Here is a 15,827-nt window from a genome sequence, read left to right as displayed (position 1 = left end):
CACATGAATGACTTGAATAGAAGTTTGATGGATCTGCCGAGTTACCCGGAGCGGATTCTGCAAATCGGTGAAGGGAATTTCCTGCGTTGCTTTATCGGCTGGCAGGTGGATATCCTCAATGAAAAACACGGCCTCAACGCCGGGATTGTTGTCGCCCGGCCCATCGATAGCGAACTGCCGCCGTCGCTCAACGTGCAGGACGGGCTCTACACCACTTTGTTGCGCGGTTATGATGAGGACAACCAGCTGCGCAACGAAAAGCGCATCGTCTCCAGCGTCACCCGCGAGATTTCCATTTATCGCGAATACGCCGAATTTCTACAGCTGGCGCATAACCCCGAACTGCGCTTCATTTTCAGCAATACGACCGAAGCAGGGATCGCCTACAGCGATCAGGACCGTTTCGAAGACACCCCGCCGGCGACCTATCCGGCCAAGCTGACCCGGCTGCTGTATGAGCGGTTTGAGGCTTTTGGCGGTGCCAAGGACAAGGGCTTCATCCTTTTCCCCTGTGAACTGCTCGATTACAACGGTGAACTGCTGAAGGAGTATGTGCTCAGGTATGCCAAACTCTGGAACCTGTCCGCCGCTTTTACCAGCTGGTTGGAAGAGGCCAACACCTTCTGCTCGACCCTGGTCGACCGCATCGTCACCGGCTATCCGCGTGATGAAGTGGCCGAACTGGAGCAGGAGCTGGGCTACCATGATCGTTTTATGGTGACTGGTGAATACTTCCATCTGTTCGTCATTCAGGCTCCCCAGTGGGTCGGGGAGGAGCTCAAGCTGGCTGGCAGCGGTCTGCATGTCGAGATAATCGACGATCTCAAACCTTACAAACAACGCAAGGTCGGCATTCTCAACGGTTGTCACACCGCCCTGACGCCGGTGGCCTGGCTATGCGGCATTGAGTTCGTCAAGGACGCCACCAGCGATCCCCAGTTGGAAAATTATCTGTCGCAGTTGCTCGATAGAGAGATTATTCCCTGCCTGCCGTTGCCAGTGGAGGAACTGAAACCCTTTGCCGATAGTGTTATCGGGCGTTTCAAGAACCCCTTTATCAAACACAAACTGCTTGATATCTCGTTGAATTCCATGACCAAGTTCCGTACCCGGCTGTTACCGCAGCTGCTGCGCTACAGTCAGGACAACGGCACGGTTCCGCCGCTAATGAGCCTGGCCATGGCGGCCCTGATCTGCTTTTACCGCGGTGAACTGAATGGCGCCAGCTACCCGACCAAGGACGATCAGCCGTTTTTGGACATGTACCGGGAGCTTTGGGGCGAAGCCGGCATGGGCGCGGTCGACCTCGCTACCGCAACGGCCATTGCCAAACGGGTGTTGAGCCTTGATCAGCACTGGGAAGCCGAACTGTTGAAGGTCGATGGCCTGCTCGAACAGGTGGCCGCCTTTATCGTCAGCATGACCGGCAAAGGCATGCGGGAGACGCTTGCGGAGGTTCTGTGATGGTTAAGATCACCAGAATTGACAGCGCCGACAATGTGGCTGTGACCTACGCTGAGTTGCCTGCCGGGACCCTGGTCGAGGTGCCCGGGATGGAACCCTTTGCCGTGAACGATGATATTCCTGTGGGGCATAAGCTGGCCCTGCAGGAGATCCCGGTCGGTGCTCAGGTCACCAAGTATGGCGCTTCCATCGGTTTTGCCAGCCAGGCAATAAGCAAAGGCGGGCATGTTCATACCCACAATGTCAAAACCGGGCTGTCCGATAAGCAGAGCTATCATTATCGGCCAGTCGCTGCCGTTGCCGAGCAGTTCGAGTGGCAACAGGCGCAACCGCTGCAGGTTTACCGACGCAGCAATGGCCGGGTAGGGATCCGTAATGAATTGTGGGTGATCCCGACGGTCGGGTGCGTCAACGGCATTGCCGATAACATCATCAAGGCGTTCAAAGCCGAAGCCGACCGTAGCGGAGTTGACGGGATTTACCACTTTCCGCACCCTTACGGCTGTTCCCAGCTAGGTGGCGACCATGAACGGACCAAGGTCATGCTGCAGAATATCGCCTTGCATCCCAACTGCGGCGGCGTATTGATCCTGGGTTTGGGGTGTGAGAACAACCAGATTGAAACCTTTCGCAAAACCCTGCCTGCAGGAGCGGATGAAAGCCGCTTTCGCTATCTGATTGCGCAGGACGTTAGCGATGAGGTGGACGCCGGGGTGGCCCTGCTTGAAGAGCTTTATGCGCTGGCCACTCAGGACCGGCGCGAAGCCGGCAGCTGGGAGGATATTGTCATCGGCCTTGAATGCGGCGGCTCCGATGCCTTTTCCGGTTTGACCGCCAATCCCCTGATCGGCCGGGTATCGGATTATGTGGTGAGCCGTGGCGGCAGCACCGTGCTGACCGAGGTGCCGGAAATGTTCGGCGCCGAGCACATCCTGATGGAACAGTGCCGGAACGCCGAGGTGTTTGCAAAAACCGTAGCCATGATCAACGATTTCAAAGAGTACTATCTGGCGCACGACCAGCCGATTTACGAAAACCCTTCACCGGGGAACAAGGCCGGCGGTATTACCACCCTGGAAGACAAGTCCCTGGGTTGCACCCGCAAAGCCGGGAAATCACCGGTGGTCGATGTCATCAAAATGGATGAGCGGGTGGTCGAGCCGGGGCTGAATCTGCTCTATTCGCCGGGCAACGATATCGTCGCGACGACCGCTCTCGGAGCGGCCGGGTGTCAGCTGGTCCTGTTTTCCACTGGCCGGGGGACGCCTTTGGGCGGATTTATCCCCACCGTCAAGATTGCGACCAATACCCCCCTGGCTGAGAAGAAAAAGAACTGGATCGACTTCAATGCCGGCGCCCTGGCTGACCCGACCGCTGATCCGGACCAGGTGTTGAGTGATTTTTTGACCGAGATCGTTGCCATCATTAATGGTAAGCCAACCTCGGCGGAATTCCGCAATAGCCGTGACATTGCCATCTTTAAAACCGGAGTGACGTTGTAGTCGACTGAATACAGTTTGCCAGTGCAGATTCTTTTCCTGATGAAATGAGGCCAAATAAAAACCTTGTCAAGGGACACATTTAGGTGTAGGAATGTAACCTATTGTTTTTGATTTAAAAAAATAAATAACCGTAGTTTGTGAGATTTGGGGGAGTCTGCAGGGTGCGGTTTTTTTGTTGGCCACGAAGCAGAAATGGCAGCAGAACCGGGACAGTCCCGGGCCTTTACGGTGCCAACCGTTACAGTTTCATGGCTGGACCACAGTCCCCCCTCAAATTAAGCTGAATTACAGCGTTCTTATATTTATATCGTCAACCTTGAAGCTTCGAACGGACTAAAAATGAAAAAAGTACTTCTCGGCGTCCTGATTATTATCGTCATCGGCTTGGTGAGCGCTCCTTTTATCAGCGGCCTGATTGTAGAAAATACGCTCTACAACCAGCTGGATCATCTCAATGCGCGCTACGCTGATCATCCCTTTGCCCCTAAAATTGTCATTACCCGTTACGATCGCGGTTTCTCCTCATCGGAAATCGAATGGACCATGGTCTTGCCGGATCTTCAGGGCGTTGAGGGCATCTCTCCGCTGGTTTTTGTCGAGAAGGTCAAGCATGGCTATCTGGGAGCATCTTCTACGACCAGTCTGGACCGGAACGGCTGGTATCACGATTTTGTCAGCAAAGAGCTGGATGGCAAAGACCCCCTGACCATCAGTACCGAATATCAGTTGCTCAGCGGGGGGACTGTGACCATGTCAGTCGAGCCTTTTGAGCTGGTTGACAGTCAGGATACCCATCTTTCCATCAAGCCCGCTAAGTTGGTCGTCAAGTGCGATCGTAATATAGATAATATCGAAACGGATGGCATCTTTGAGGGGTTTATTGTAGCCGATGTCGTTGAGGTGAAAAATATATCGTTGCATTCCAATATGCAGCAAACCTCCAGTCTTTTCATGGCCGGGACCTCGTCATATGGCATTGAACAGATTGCGGTCAATGGGCCCGAACCCGTGATCGTTTCCGACCTGAAAGGACGCTCAGCCATCGGTTTTGATGAGACAACCAGGAACATGTCTGTTAAAAGTGAAGTGAGCGTTGCTCAGATCACGACCGGTGAAGATAAAATCGCCGATCTGCGTCTCGACATGGGCGTTAACCATCTTGATGCCGCTGCCTTCGAAAATTTCTACAGGGTTTATGTGGAGGTCCTCAGCGACGCCATGGCAAACCTCGCCACCGTTCAGGGCAATCCGGAACAGGCAAAAGCCATGATGCAGCAGCAGATGGCCTTTGCCGGGATGCGCTTGGCCGGCGAATTTGAAAAACTGCTGAAAAAGGATCTGCAGATTACAATCGACAAGCTGCATGTGACTTTGCCGCAAGGAGAGATCGACGGTAATTTTGCCCTCGGGCTGAAAAAAGATCTGTCCATGGTCGATTTTATCGCCCTGGGCCAGCAGCCGCAGATGATCGTCGACCAGTTTGCCTTTGCTTCGAACCTGTCTCTTCCTGACGGGTTGATTGCGAACCAGAACCCACTTCTGGTGCCGGTGATTCCCGGTATGCAAGGTGGCTTTTTTGAACAGAGCGGCGACAAATTGGTGCATAAGGCGGAAATCAAGGACCGCAAACTGCTTCTTAACGGCAAAGAGTTGGTTTTGTCCCGGCAGTAATTGTCTGCTGAGCTCAAGAATCTGCCTTCAAAGTTGGCAGGCTGTTGAAATACAGCCTGCCAAGCCCATAGAAGGGCGATCAAAATCAATTGTGACTCTCTACTCACTTGATCAGGTGGGGCAGCGTCTTTTCCCCACTCTGCTTGAAAAGTCCCCGGGTGGGCTTTTTCAACAACCTGCCAGAGGAGGTCTTGCGTGAAAATCGAGTCCATCGATCATCTTGTCTTGACGGTCAGGGATATTGACGCCAGCTGTGCTTTTTATGAACGGGTGCTCGGGATGGAGGTTGTCATCTTCGGGGCCGGGCGCAAGGCTCTGGCCTTTGGAAGGCAGAAGATCAACCTGCATCAGTATCACCAGGAGTTTGAGCCGAAAGCACAAGTTCCGACCCCCGGTTCGGAAGATCTCTGTTTTATCACCACCACACCGATCCCTGAGGTCTTGGAGCAGTTGTACGCACAAAACATCGATGTTCTGGAGGGCCCAGTGCGCAGAACCGGAGCCGTGGGGCCGATCCTGTCGGTTTACTGCCGCGATCCAGACGGGAACCTTGTTGAGATCGCAAACTATGAGGGGGAATAAAGGTTTACAAACCATTCCTTTCGCGGCGTGCAGCTGACCGTCGAATATCACTTTTCCCTGGCCTGCGCCGCCGTACAATAAGGCCTTACCATGTGTGGCCCATGGAGCCGACAACATCAGCGATAGGCCCGGAATTGCAATAATTGCTACTTTCTGCATGACAATCCCAGAAGTGGCAGCCTGCCTGTCGTAAATCTCAAAAAAATACGACTGTTATTAAATTGAGACCCTACATTGTACCGCTCCTGCTGTTTTCCTGTCTCTTAGGTCCATAAAAAACTTGTTTTTACAGGAAGTTATGGGATGGTTGTTTTCATGATGTATCCAAGCTTTCCTGGGAACATATATTGCTTCTTTCTGTGGTTGGATCAGACAAGTCCCCCTCGGGCCTATTGCCGATTTTCTAGACTGTCCTCGTTTTATGTGACGCAACTGGCTAAACCTGGCCCGCTTGGGCCGGAAAGGAGTTTTTCTTTATGGACGTACCCAAGCTCCCCCTGCTCGGTGATCAGTTCCCCTCTTTGACGGTCCAGACAACTCAGGGACCTATGACGCTGCCGGATGATTTTGCCGGGCAGTGGTTTGTGCTGTTCAGCCATCCAGCAGATTTCACGCCGGTCTGTACCTCTGAGTTTGTCGCTTTTCAGGAACGCTATGAGGCCTTTCGGAAATTGGACTGTGCCCTGATTGGACTATCCGTCGATCAGATCTTCTGTCATATCAAATGGATCGAATGGATTCAGGAGCACCTGGACGTGGAGATCCAGTTTCCCGTTATCGCCGCCAATGATTCCCTGGCCCTGCAACTGGGAATGCTCCATCCGGGCATGGGAACCCAGACCGTCAGGGCGGTCTTTATCGTTGACCCACAGGGATATGTACGTTTGTTGCTCTACTATCCCATGGAAATCGGTCGCAATATTGATGAAATTCTACGGGCGGTCAAAGCATTGCGCATCTCTGACCAGCAGGGGGCTGTGCCGGCCGACTGGCCCAACAACAGCCTGATCGGCGATCGCATCATAATTCCGCCACCTCTGGATGTCAGCGGCGCAGCCGAGGCGAAACAATCTGCGGATTGTTACGACTGGTGGTTCTGTCATAAACCTTTGGAGTAAGCGGTTTTTGTGGCCAGCTGTACGAAAACAACTGTTGACTATTGGGGAAGAGCAAACTTCAGAGAGAATTTCATTTTATTCTTGAAGTATTAAAAATCAAAGGATAAGTTAGATATATGTTATTTTTTAGCAGGGTAACCGGGACGTTGCGATAGTTCGTCTTGTATGCAGATGGGCTCTGTCTGAAAAAATCAGCTCGTAGCTAACCGCCACTAAGGTAGCTCCAAAATTTAGCAAGGGGGGGTCTTAATGAAGTTGCTGGCACTCAGTTTGATGCTCTTGGTCTCAACTCTTCCCGCCTGTATTAGTTTAAAAAATAGCCCCCCAATAGTCGAAAATAACAGCTTCACCGATAATAATTACCCCCAAATTCATCTCATATTTCCATTTAATATTTATTTGGACGATTCTCAAGTTCAGTTTGGAGATAATGTTAAGGCGTCTTTTTATAAGATGAAAACAGATGAGGCCTCCATAGAGGTTTATATAAGAAAAGAAGAAATTTTTTCAGGAGGTTATGTTTTTTTGGGAACTGACGATGCCTTGAAAAAACAGCCTTTCTTTATTGAAAAATTTAAGAAAGGCTACTGTTCAACAAATCTTATAAAGGATAAAGTTTACAGCTTTGTTGAAGTTGAAGCTAGAAAATATATAAACAATAAGCAATTAATCAGGGTGAATATTTATCATAACGTTGGTATTGTTCCTTCAAAGGAACTGTGGAAAGAGAAAAATAGGGAAACTGTTAAACAATTTGTCAATTATACCATAGGTTTATGCGGTCAAATCTTCCCTACTGAAAAAGTCGACCCATATATTCAAGCTGATGGGAAATATGCCGCTAATTGAACATCTGGAATATCACTATTCGTAATTCTATTTTTGAGACTAATCATTTAATAAAAGAATTGGATGGAGCGATGTATAAAAAGATAATCTTATCTGCCCTGAGTCTTTGCGTTTTGTTATCTGTGACTGCCTGTACATCTCCTTATGTTGGTAACAAGTATCCAGATAGTAACCTTCCGAAAATTGATCAAGGACATATTGAAGGGCGCGTCGGAGAGGTATTACTTGACTACAATATTTCAATTGATGATAAACAAAAAATTATGACGGTTGTGGGTACCGTACAACTAAGTAGCACCGAATTTACTGCTACGTGGGATGTTGACAGTATTAATTTATATTTTTTATTTCTCGACAATGAGAAAGTCGTCCTCACTAAAGAAAATATTTTTGTAAATACTGACGGCAATGTTGCTGACGATATAATTCCATTTAAAGGTTCTTTCAAATATCGTCCTGAATATGTCTATGTTGCCAATGGCTACCATGTCAATGTGAGTTACTGATAAGTGTTAGTGCAAGGACCCTTTCTTTTCGAGAGGAATTTGCAGCATTGTGAGAATGGCAAAACTTGGTAATACAAGGTCGTTTCGATTTGTTTCGGGATGAGGAATGCAATGATTGAAGTCAGCAGTGTATTAAATTTTCGCCCGTCGCGGATCTTTCCGGGGCGGGCGTTTTTGCTGCCTGTGTGTTTTTGCCTGGCAAGGGGCTGCTTGCGCCGACCATGAGGAGGCTGAGATGAGTCATTTTAACGGCATCGAGTTGTTTTTTTTGATCTGTGCGGTGATCGGTGGATTCTTTGTCGGGGTCAAGTTGGTCCTGCAATTTTTCGGTGGTGATGTCGAGACGGATTTCGATACCGATATCGAGATCGATCAAGGTGGCGGTCACGTTGATTCGGATGTTGGTTTCAAAGTTCTTTCTCTGCACAGCCTGTCCTCATTTCTGATGATGTTCGGCTTGGTCGGATTGGCCCTTTACCGGCAGAGCCAGGTGGGGTTTGCCTTTTCTGTGGTTGGTGGTTCGGTTGCCGGGCTGGCCGCCGTCTGGGTGATCGGTAAGCTCTTCCGGGCGGCCGCTCGACTGCAATCGAGCGGCACTCTGCCGACGGTCATGGCGCTTGGCAGTACCGGATCTGTCTATTTGACCATTCCGGCGCAGGGCTCTGGGCGGGTCAGTGTCAGTTTTCAAAACCGCCTGCGCGAATTTGATGCCGTTTCGGCTGATGGCCAGGCAATCCCGACTGGCATAGCGATCAAGGTGGTGCGGGTCAATGGCAATGTTCTGGTTGTTGAGCCACTTTAAACAAAACAGTTAACACTTCAAGGAGGGATTATGTCGTTTTTTGTCTTTGATTACTGGGTTCTCCCGGTCATCGCGTTCTTAATTCTGGTCGTATCGACCCTGATGTTTCTGGCCTCACGCTATAAACGTTGTCCGTCCGATAAGATTCTGGTGATTTACGGAAAGGTTGGAGTCGGCCAGTCGGCCCGTTGCGTCCACGGTGGCGGCGCGCTGATCTGGCCGTTGATTCAGGATTATTCCTACATGTCATTAACGCCGATGACGATTCCCATTCCTCTGCAGAAGGCGCTGTCCCTGCAGAACATCCGCATCAATGTCCCTTCGACTTTTACCGTCGGCATCAGCACCCAACCGGAGATCATGAACGCTGCTGCAGAACGGCTGCTCAATCTCTCCCAGGGGGAGATCGAGGAGATGGCGCGGGAGATCATCTTCGGCCAACTGCGGCTGACCGTTGCATCATTGACCATCGAGCAGATCAATCAGGACCGGGAGAGCTTTCTCGAGTCGATTCGCAAGAATGTCGCGCCCGAACTGAACAAAATCGGCCTCTACCTGATCAACGTCAATATTACCGATATCACCGACGAGTCGGGCTATATTGATTCGATCGGTAAAAAAGCGGCCTCTGAGGCGATCAATCAGGCCAAAGTCGATGTCGCCGAGCAGGATAAAAAAGGTGCTATCGGCGAGGCCGAAGCGACCCGCGAGAAAACCATCCGGGTGGCGGAGAATGTCGCTGAGTCCGAAAAAGGGAAGAAACAAGCCGAGGCGGATCAGCGGGTTTTTGTGCAGCAGCAGGAGACTCACGCGACCATCGGCGAGGCCGAGGCCAATCGGGAGAAAGAGATCCGCGTTGCTGAGAATGTTGCCGAGTCGGAAAAAGGTAAAAAGAAAGCCGAGGCTGACCAGCGGATCTATGTGCAGAGTCAGGAAGCCCAGGCGATCGAAGGTGAAAACCAGGCCAAGGCGGATATCGCTGCTTATAACGCTCAACTTGCCGTCAAGCAGGCCGAGGCGTTGCAGCGCGGCGAGGTGGCTAAACGCGAGGCCGAGGTGGAGATTCAAAAGGCTCAGGCCAAGGCCGAGCAGGAACGGTTGACCGCCGCCGAGATCGTGCGGCAGACCATCGACAAACAGAAGGTGGAGATTGCGGCCGAAGCCGAGGCCGAGAAGACTCGCCGCGAGGCCAGGGGGGTTGCCGACGCTATTCTGCTCAAGTACCAGGCCGAAGCCGAAGGTATCCGCAAGGTGCTCGACAGCAAGGCCGCCGGTTATCTGGAACTGGTGAAGGGGTGCAACGGCGACGCCAAGGCTGTCGCAACCCTGCTGATGACCGAGAAGATTGAGAAAATTGTCGAGATGCAGGTCGAAGCGATCCGAAATATAAAGATCGACAAGGTCACGGTCTGGGATGGCGGCAAAGATGGCTCTTCCACAGCCAACTTTCTTTCCGGGCTGGTCAAGAGCCTGCCGCCACTGCATGAGGTCGCCGGGATGGCCGGCATTGAACTGCCGAAATATCTTGGCGAGGTTACTGAGCCTGAGAGCCAGACCGAAAAGCCAGCTTGACACTGAATTGCTGGCAACTGGCGGAGAGATAATGAGTTCATAAACTGAAGGACCGGCCTGACAGGCTGTTGCAAAACAGCCTGTCGCGCTGTCGCCATGCCATTTTCCCGAAAATTATGCTTGTTGTCGGCAGCGACTTCATATATCTTACAAATTATAATTTTGCTTAATAAAATGAAAATGAGAGCCGTGGTTGAACAGATTCAGGAGAGTTTGCTCAACCACGGCTTTTTTAGTGCCAGGGGAGTACAGACAATGACGACAATACCAGCGGCGGCCGAAGTGCTGTCTATCGATCAGGACAGCATGGACGGGATGTATCTGACCTTTGAATTGGCCGGGGAGAATTACGGCCTGGAAATCCGCCATGTTATCGAGATTATCGGCGTTCAGCCGGTCATCTGGATCCCCGACATGCCGGAACATGTTATCGGGGTGCTTAACCTGCGTGGCAAAGTTTTTCCGATTATCGATGTCCGCCTGCGTTTTCAGATGGAGCCGAGGGCCTTTGATGACCGAACCTGTATCATTGTCGTCAACATTGACGGGAACTCGGTTGGGCTGGTGGTCGACAAGGTCAATGAAGTGGTTGATATTCCGGCAAGCGACATCGAACCGCCGCCGACGAACGGAAATCGCAAGAACCTTTATATTCAGGGAATGGGCAGAATGGCACAGAATGTCACGATCCTGCTGAATATTGAACGACTGATCAATGATGAAGAGAGCCAGGTCGAAGAGCTGGAGACTGTCACGGCCTGATCCTCGGAAAATTGCACTATTAAACGGACAGTTTTTTTCTCAACAGGCTTTCAACCTGAGTGCGTTCCGGGGCGGCTGCCGCTGCGCCCGGTTTCTCCGTGGACAGGGCGGCTGCCGCCGCGGCGAAGTGCAAAGCCTCCTGGAACGGGCGACCTTCGGTCAGGGCCACGGCCAGGGCGCCGTTGAAACAGTCGCCGGCACCAACGGAATCGACCGTTGCAACCTTAAATGCCGATATCTCGCCTTCGTGCCAATCCTTGTCGACATAGACCAGCCCTTGGACACCGCGCTTGACAACAACCGCAGCAGCGCCACGGGCACGCAGGGCGTGGGCTGCCTGCAACGCCCCGCGCCGATCTGCCACTGTAAGCCCGGTCAGTGATTCCGCTTCGCTTTCATTTGGGGTCACGATGTCGGCCAGCTCCAACAAGGATTGAATCTCAGCGTCCCCGGTTTGATCCGGAGCAGGTGCCGGATCAAGGATAATTCCTGCCCCTGCGTTGCGGGCCTGCTGCATGGCCGCAAGAGTGGCTGGAAGCGGCGTCTCCAATTGAAACAGAGCTATCCTGGTTGCCCTGAAAACCGCCGGATCAGGCCCCTCGTCGGGCCAGGCCAGATTGGCTCCGCCGACCACGGTGATGGTATTCTGAGCATTTGCGTCGACATGGATCAGCGCGATCCCGGTGTCTTCTTCCGGCATAATGCGGAGCTGTTCGGTGGACACCTTGAACCCGGCTAACAGCTCTTGCGCCCTGATTCCGAAAGCATCGGCGCCGATTGCAGCCACCAGCCGGACCGGTTGTTCACTCAAACGCTGCGCGGCGACCGCCTGGTTGGCCCCTTTGCCGCCCAGGCCGATTGTGTAGTTTTGAGCATGGGCGGTGGCCCCCGGCCGGGGCAGTGTTGCCACATAAGCGGTCAGGTCCATATTGAGTGAGCCGAATACCGTGATACTCATTTTGAACCTCCAAGCCTGCTGATACGACTACGGAAATGTTCCGTGCCCAGCTCGATGCGGGTCAGAATTTCATCAAAGGCCCAGTGCTTTTCGCGGACATCATAGGGAACTGCACGGCTGTGATCGTGCTCGAAGGTGCCGATGCGCTGGTGATAAATCTTGGCCAGTTTCGGGTAACCCATGGTTTCGCTCATTGCTGCCAGGACCAAAAAAGTAGCCAATTCCTCAGCCAGGTTGGGATGACGGGAGCCATGATCCTGCAGCCAGCGATAAAGATCGGGGTGAACATTGTTCATCACCCCGCAGAATCCTGCTGCGCCGGCCTGCAGAGCGGGCCAGGCAATGGCGGCGTTGGCGTTGTTGATGGTCAGGGGCGTGTCCTTGGTCAAGGCGATCCGGCGTTTAACGGTCGACAGGTCGCAGGAGACGTCTTTAAGCAGGACAAAACGGCCGGTCTGCGCGCAGTATTCGAGTTCCTGATCGGTCAGCAGGCGCCGATAAGGGGCTGGACATTCGTAAAGGCCGAGCTGTAAATCCTTCGGCAAAGCAGCCAGCAGCCTGTCGAGATGGGTGCGTAACTGCTGGCTGGCGCTGTCTGGAGCAGCCAGCCGGTTGGTGACCAGAATCAGGCCGTCGACTCCGCTGTCAGCCATGGCGGCCAGTTCGGTACATTGCTCGGCCAGGTGTTCGGAAATATGGCCGGAGGCGACGACCGGGACCCGGTTCTGTACGGTTTTGACCGTGAATCTTGCCAGTTCCAGACGCTCTTCCAGCGAGAGATAGTACATCTCCGACGACTGACAGACTGCAAACAGGGCCTCTGCACCGTTGTCGATATACCAGTTGATCAAACGTTCGTAAGCGGGCCAGTCAATGTGATTGTCCGCCGTAAATGGGGTGATCATGACGGGAATGATGCCGGTAATGGAACCAGTCACTTGAAACTCCTTTAATAAAGCTTGTTGCAATCGATTTAACCTGCATAACCGAACACCCGTGGCAACCAGAGTGTTGCGCTTGGAAACAGGATCAGCACGAGCAGGGCAAGAACCAGCACGGCCAGGAAGAGCCACACCTCGCGGATGATTTCCGCCAGCGGAATCCGGGTAATCGCATTGAGCACAAACAGCAGGATGCCGTAGGGCGGGGTGATCAGACCAATCATGCAGTTGACCACGGCAACCACGCCGAAATGGACCAGGTCGATACCGAGATTGGTGCAGGTGGGTAAAAACAGCGGAATGATGACCAGGATGATGGTTGACGCATCCAACACGCAGCCGAGTAACAGAATGAGAATGTTAACCCCGATCAGGAACGCCAGGGGCGGCACATTCAGGCCGACCATGGTATGGGCGACCTGGTCGGGAATGTTCTCGGAGGCGACAATGTAATTCAGGATCAGGGCGCCACCGATGACAATGCCCACCGCCGCCGATGAACGGGCGCTTTCGACCAGGATCCGGTAGAGTGTCTTGACCTTCATGACCCGATAGAGGAAGACCGACAGCAGCAACGCATAAGCGGCGGCAATGGCTGCCGCTTCGGTGGGGGTGGCCACCCCGCCGTAGATTCCGTAAAGCAGAATCGCCGGCATGATCAGCGCGGGGAAGGCGTCGAGGGTATGTTTGGGCAGTTCACGCAACGGCACGGTCTTCTCGAGGGCAAAGTTGCGCTTATGTGCAATCCAGCCGTTCATGATCATCAGCACCAGCCCCATGAACAGCCCGGGAATGATCCCCCCTAAAAACAGATAGCCGATGGACGCGTTGGAAACCAGCGCATAGAGCACCATGGGAATCGAGGGGGGGATGATTGGTCCGATGGTTGCCGAGGCCGCAGTGATGGCTGCAGCGTAGCCGCGCGGGTAGCGCCCGTCCCTGGTCATCATGTCGATGATGATTTTGCCGATCCCCGCAGCATCGGCGACCGCTGACCCGGACATCCCCGAAAAGATCAGCGAAGCAACGATATTGACGTGACCGAGGCCGCCACGAAACCTGCCGACCAGCGCGACGCAGAAGTTCAACAACCGATCGCTGATGGTCCCTGAGTTCATGATGTTGGCGGCAACGATGAAGAGCGGCACCGCCAGCAGAACAAAGCTCTGGTTGAGGCCGTCCATAAGAATTTTTCCGGCGACACCGATGGATTGCCCGCCTGCGGCAAGATAGACAAAGGCGGAGAGCAGAATCGAGTAGGCAATCGGCGTACCGATCCCGGCGAGTACGAAAAGTGATATCAGGCAAAAGGTGAATTCAGGGGTCATGAGGCATCCGTCCCGCTGCTGGTATCAGGATGCTTGCTGACTTCTCCCTGTTGGGGAATCCGGTCAGCTTCCGGGCCCAGGCGGAATATACTCAAGGCGCGCCAGGCATAGCGTAGCGCAACAATGACCAGAAACAGGATATACACCAGGTAAATGTGCCGCATGCGGATCCAATCGCCAAACAACGCGGACAGCGACGCGGTTTTTTTCAGGCGCAGAAAATAAAATTTCCCCCAGGTTGGTTCGAGTGACCACAGCAAACCGACACAGACCAGGATGGAAGTGATAATGGCGAACCATTTTCTGAGCTTGGGATTGACATGCATATAGAGCAGATCGAAGGTGACATGGTCCTGCTCGCGGACAATGAAGGAGTTGCCGAAAAAAATGATCCAGACCCAAAGGGCGAGGCAGAATTCAAGGGTCCATCCGAAATGGGAAGACTCCAGAAATGGCAGGTGTTCGGCGATCCACTGGCTGTGGCCGGTGTAACGAATGGTTATCTGCAGAATAAAGGTGAGAAACATGGCAGCCATCATGATGGCCGCCACTCCTTCCGTCGCCCGGATAAACCATTGAGAGATCTGCTTCATTGCTTTCCTCGGCAAGGTCTTTTACCTGAGGCCTGGCAGCAGCTCCGTTGGAACAGCTGAGTCGCCAGGATCCCTGGGTGGTTCTGTTTGTCCAGTCGGGAAAAGAGACCTTTTCCCGACTGGAGTTACCCTAAAGTGCAGTAAAAACCAGCTCAATCCTCTCCGCGCTCAGTTGCCCAGGGCATTGATTTTTTCCAGGACCCCTTTCGGCCAGGAAGCGGCGAATTTGGAGCCGACATATTGGGCCTGAACCTGCTCGCGGAATGCTTTGAGATCCGGGGTGTAGATTTCCAGGCCCTGCTGGCGCAGGAAGGAGACCAGTTCTTCCTCCTTCTGCAATTGATTTTTGCGGCTGCTTTCGGCTGCGGCATCGGCGGCGGCCTGCAGTTCGGTTTGCTGCTGCGGGGTCAGTTCGTCCCAGACCGCTTTGGAGAAAGCAATATAATTAAGGTCGACCAAGTGCGAGGTCAGCACGATCTGCTTGGTGACTTCGTAGAATTTGGCATCAACCACGGTCGGCAACGGGTTGTCCTGGCCGTCGACCGAAGCGGTCTGCAGGGCGGTATAAACTTCGGTAAAGGCCATTGGTGTGGGATTGGCCCCCAGCGCCTTGCCGAGGAACTGCCAGGCGTCACTGCCGGGCATGCGCAGGTTGACCCCGGCGAGATCCTCAGGCTTCATGACCGTCAATTCACTTTTCGGCATGCGCAGGTTGACATGGCGCCGCCCCAGATACATGACCGTGAGCAGTTTGACACCCAACTCCTTTTCAACCTTCTGCTTGAAGGGGGCCATCAGCGGATCGTTGAAAACGCGCACCTGATGAGCAGCGTCCTGATGGACGTAACCGGTGGCAAAGATGGAAAATTCAGGGAAGAAGGTCGCCAGTTCCTGGGCCGAGGTGATGGACATTTCCAGATCGCCCGAAGCGATGGACTCGAGTTCGGACCCCTGGGCGATCAGTGAAGCGTTGTAATGGGGCTCATAGACCGCAAAATCGGCAACCGCCGGGCCAAAAACCTTGGCCAGGGCAATGCAGCGCTGATCAGTCGCCGAGGCCGGTGTCGACATGCGCAGTTTGGCTTTATCTTTGGCCAGGGCCGGGGAAACGCAGACCATGACGCCGACCAGCGACAGGATGAGTACGGAAAAGCGGATGGATCTGTTCAACATGACTTC

15 protein-coding genes are annotated in these 15,827 nt (G+C 53.1%); 10 read left to right on the top strand and 5 right to left on the bottom strand.

The window, feature by feature from the left end:
• Positions 1 to 3 precede the first annotated feature (3 nt).
• The 10 genes from N909_RS0101480 (at position 4) to N909_RS0101435 (ending at position 10,828) form a co-directional block, all read left to right on the top strand.
• Positions 4 to 1,464 (top strand): tagaturonate reductase, encoded by a 1,461-nt coding sequence (locus N909_RS0101480; protein WP_029910297.1) that lies wholly within the window; start codon positions 4 to 6, stop codon positions 1,462 to 1,464.
• A complete protein-coding gene (locus tag N909_RS0101475) occupies positions 1,464 to 2,966 on the top strand; it encodes a UxaA family hydrolase (protein WP_029910294.1) in 1,503 nt (500 codons plus the stop codon). Before N909_RS0101480 ends, N909_RS0101475 begins: the two co-directional genes overlap by 1 nt.
• Before the next feature lie 339 nt (positions 2,967 to 3,305).
• Entirely contained in the window at positions 3,306 to 4,637 is a 1,332-nt protein-coding gene (locus N909_RS0101470) for a YdgA family protein (RefSeq protein WP_029910291.1), read from the top strand.
• A 195-nt stretch (positions 4,638 to 4,832) separates the two neighbouring features.
• Positions 4,833 to 5,219, top strand: a complete 387-nt coding sequence (locus tag N909_RS0101465; protein WP_029910288.1) for a VOC family protein — start codon at positions 4,833 to 4,835, stop codon at positions 5,217 to 5,219.
• Positions 5,220 to 5,695: 476 nt separating this feature from the next.
• Positions 5,696 to 6,337, top strand: coding sequence for a peroxiredoxin (locus N909_RS0101460; protein WP_029910286.1), 642 nt, complete (start codon positions 5,696 to 5,698; stop codon positions 6,335 to 6,337).
• Between the two features lie 249 nt (positions 6,338 to 6,586).
• Positions 6,587 to 7,186 carry a hypothetical protein gene (locus tag N909_RS0101455; protein WP_029910283.1) on the top strand — a complete coding sequence of 200 codons (600 nt, stop codon included), beginning with the start codon at positions 6,587 to 6,589 and terminating at the stop codon, positions 7,184 to 7,186.
• 71 nt (positions 7,187 to 7,257) lie between these two features.
• Positions 7,258 to 7,692, top strand: a complete 435-nt coding sequence (locus N909_RS0101450) for a hypothetical protein (protein ID WP_029910280.1) — start codon at positions 7,258 to 7,260, stop codon at positions 7,690 to 7,692.
• 235 nt (positions 7,693 to 7,927) lie between these two features.
• Positions 7,928 to 8,494: an NfeD family protein gene (locus tag N909_RS0101445; protein WP_029910277.1), complete on the top strand. Its 567-nt coding sequence runs from the start codon at positions 7,928 to 7,930 to the stop codon at positions 8,492 to 8,494.
• 30 nt (positions 8,495 to 8,524) lie between these two features.
• On the top strand, positions 8,525 to 10,066 hold the full coding sequence (locus N909_RS0101440) for a flotillin family protein (protein WP_029910274.1): 1,542 nt from the start codon (positions 8,525 to 8,527) through the stop codon (positions 10,064 to 10,066).
• A 255-nt stretch (positions 10,067 to 10,321) separates the two neighbouring features.
• Entirely contained in the window at positions 10,322 to 10,828 is a 507-nt protein-coding gene (locus tag N909_RS0101435) for a chemotaxis protein CheW (RefSeq protein ID WP_029910272.1), read from the top strand.
• Between the two features lie 19 nt (positions 10,829 to 10,847).
• Here N909_RS0101435 and N909_RS0101430 read toward each other — a convergent pair whose 3' ends face one another.
• The 5 genes from N909_RS0101430 to dctP form a co-directional block, all read right to left on the bottom strand.
• On the bottom strand, positions 10,848 to 11,786 hold the full coding sequence (locus tag N909_RS0101430; protein ID WP_029910268.1) for a ribokinase: 939 nt from the start codon (positions 11,784 to 11,786) through the stop codon (positions 10,848 to 10,850).
• Positions 11,783 to 12,724 (bottom strand): dihydrodipicolinate synthase family protein, encoded by a 942-nt coding sequence (locus tag N909_RS0101425; RefSeq protein ID WP_029910255.1) that lies wholly within the window; start codon positions 12,722 to 12,724, stop codon positions 11,783 to 11,785. Before N909_RS0101425 ends, N909_RS0101430 begins: the two co-directional genes overlap by 4 nt.
• 35 nt (positions 12,725 to 12,759) lie before the next feature.
• Positions 12,760 to 14,055: a TRAP transporter large permease gene (locus N909_RS0101420; RefSeq protein WP_029910253.1), complete on the bottom strand. Its 1,296-nt coding sequence runs from the start codon at positions 14,053 to 14,055 to the stop codon at positions 12,760 to 12,762.
• Positions 14,052 to 14,648, bottom strand: coding sequence for a TRAP transporter small permease (locus N909_RS0101415; RefSeq protein WP_051689433.1), 597 nt, complete (start codon positions 14,646 to 14,648; stop codon positions 14,052 to 14,054). The genes N909_RS0101420 and N909_RS0101415 overlap by 4 nt, the downstream gene beginning before the upstream one ends.
• A 168-nt stretch (positions 14,649 to 14,816) precedes the next feature.
• Positions 14,817 to 15,767: a TRAP transporter substrate-binding protein DctP gene (gene dctP / locus N909_RS0101410; RefSeq protein WP_342672675.1), complete on the bottom strand. Its 951-nt coding sequence runs from the start codon at positions 15,765 to 15,767 to the stop codon at positions 14,817 to 14,819.
• Positions 15,768 to 15,827 lie beyond the last annotated feature (60 nt).

Origin of the sequence: Pelobacter seleniigenes DSM 18267 (assembly GCF_000711225.1) — a bacterium.
Taxonomy (GTDB): Bacteria; Desulfobacterota; Desulfuromonadia; order Desulfuromonadales; family Geopsychrobacteraceae; genus Seleniibacterium; species Seleniibacterium seleniigenes.
Note: the sequence above shows the minus strand (reverse complement) of the source record. Positions and strands in the feature narration are given on the sequence as shown.

Coding starts and splice junctions, on each gene's coding strand:
- N909_RS0101430 (WP_029910268.1), bottom strand. CDS start 11,786: ATGAGTATCACGGTATTCGGCTCACTCAATATGGACCTGACCGCTTAT.
- N909_RS0101480 (WP_029910297.1), top strand. CDS start 4: ATGAATGACTTGAATAGAAGTTTGATGGATCTGCCGAGTTACCCGGAG.
- N909_RS0101415 (WP_051689433.1), bottom strand. CDS start 14,648: ATGAAGCAGATCTCTCAATGGTTTATCCGGGCGACGGAAGGAGTGGCG.
- N909_RS0101450 (WP_029910280.1), top strand. CDS start 7,258: ATGTATAAAAAGATAATCTTATCTGCCCTGAGTCTTTGCGTTTTGTTA.
- N909_RS0101470 (WP_029910291.1), top strand. CDS start 3,306: ATGAAAAAAGTACTTCTCGGCGTCCTGATTATTATCGTCATCGGCTTG.
- N909_RS0101460 (WP_029910286.1), top strand. CDS start 5,696: ATGGACGTACCCAAGCTCCCCCTGCTCGGTGATCAGTTCCCCTCTTTG.
- N909_RS0101475 (WP_029910294.1), top strand. CDS start 1,464: ATGGTTAAGATCACCAGAATTGACAGCGCCGACAATGTGGCTGTGACC.
- N909_RS0101445 (WP_029910277.1), top strand. CDS start 7,928: ATGAGTCATTTTAACGGCATCGAGTTGTTTTTTTTGATCTGTGCGGTG.
- N909_RS0101455 (WP_029910283.1), top strand. CDS start 6,587: ATGAAGTTGCTGGCACTCAGTTTGATGCTCTTGGTCTCAACTCTTCCC.
- N909_RS0101435 (WP_029910272.1), top strand. CDS start 10,322: ATGACGACAATACCAGCGGCGGCCGAAGTGCTGTCTATCGATCAGGAC.
- dctP (WP_342672675.1), bottom strand. CDS start 15,767: ATGGTCTGCGTTTCCCCGGCCCTGGCCAAAGATAAAGCCAAACTGCGC.
- N909_RS0101420 (WP_029910253.1), bottom strand. CDS start 14,055: ATGACCCCTGAATTCACCTTTTGCCTGATATCACTTTTCGTACTCGCC.
- N909_RS0101440 (WP_029910274.1), top strand. CDS start 8,525: ATGTCGTTTTTTGTCTTTGATTACTGGGTTCTCCCGGTCATCGCGTTC.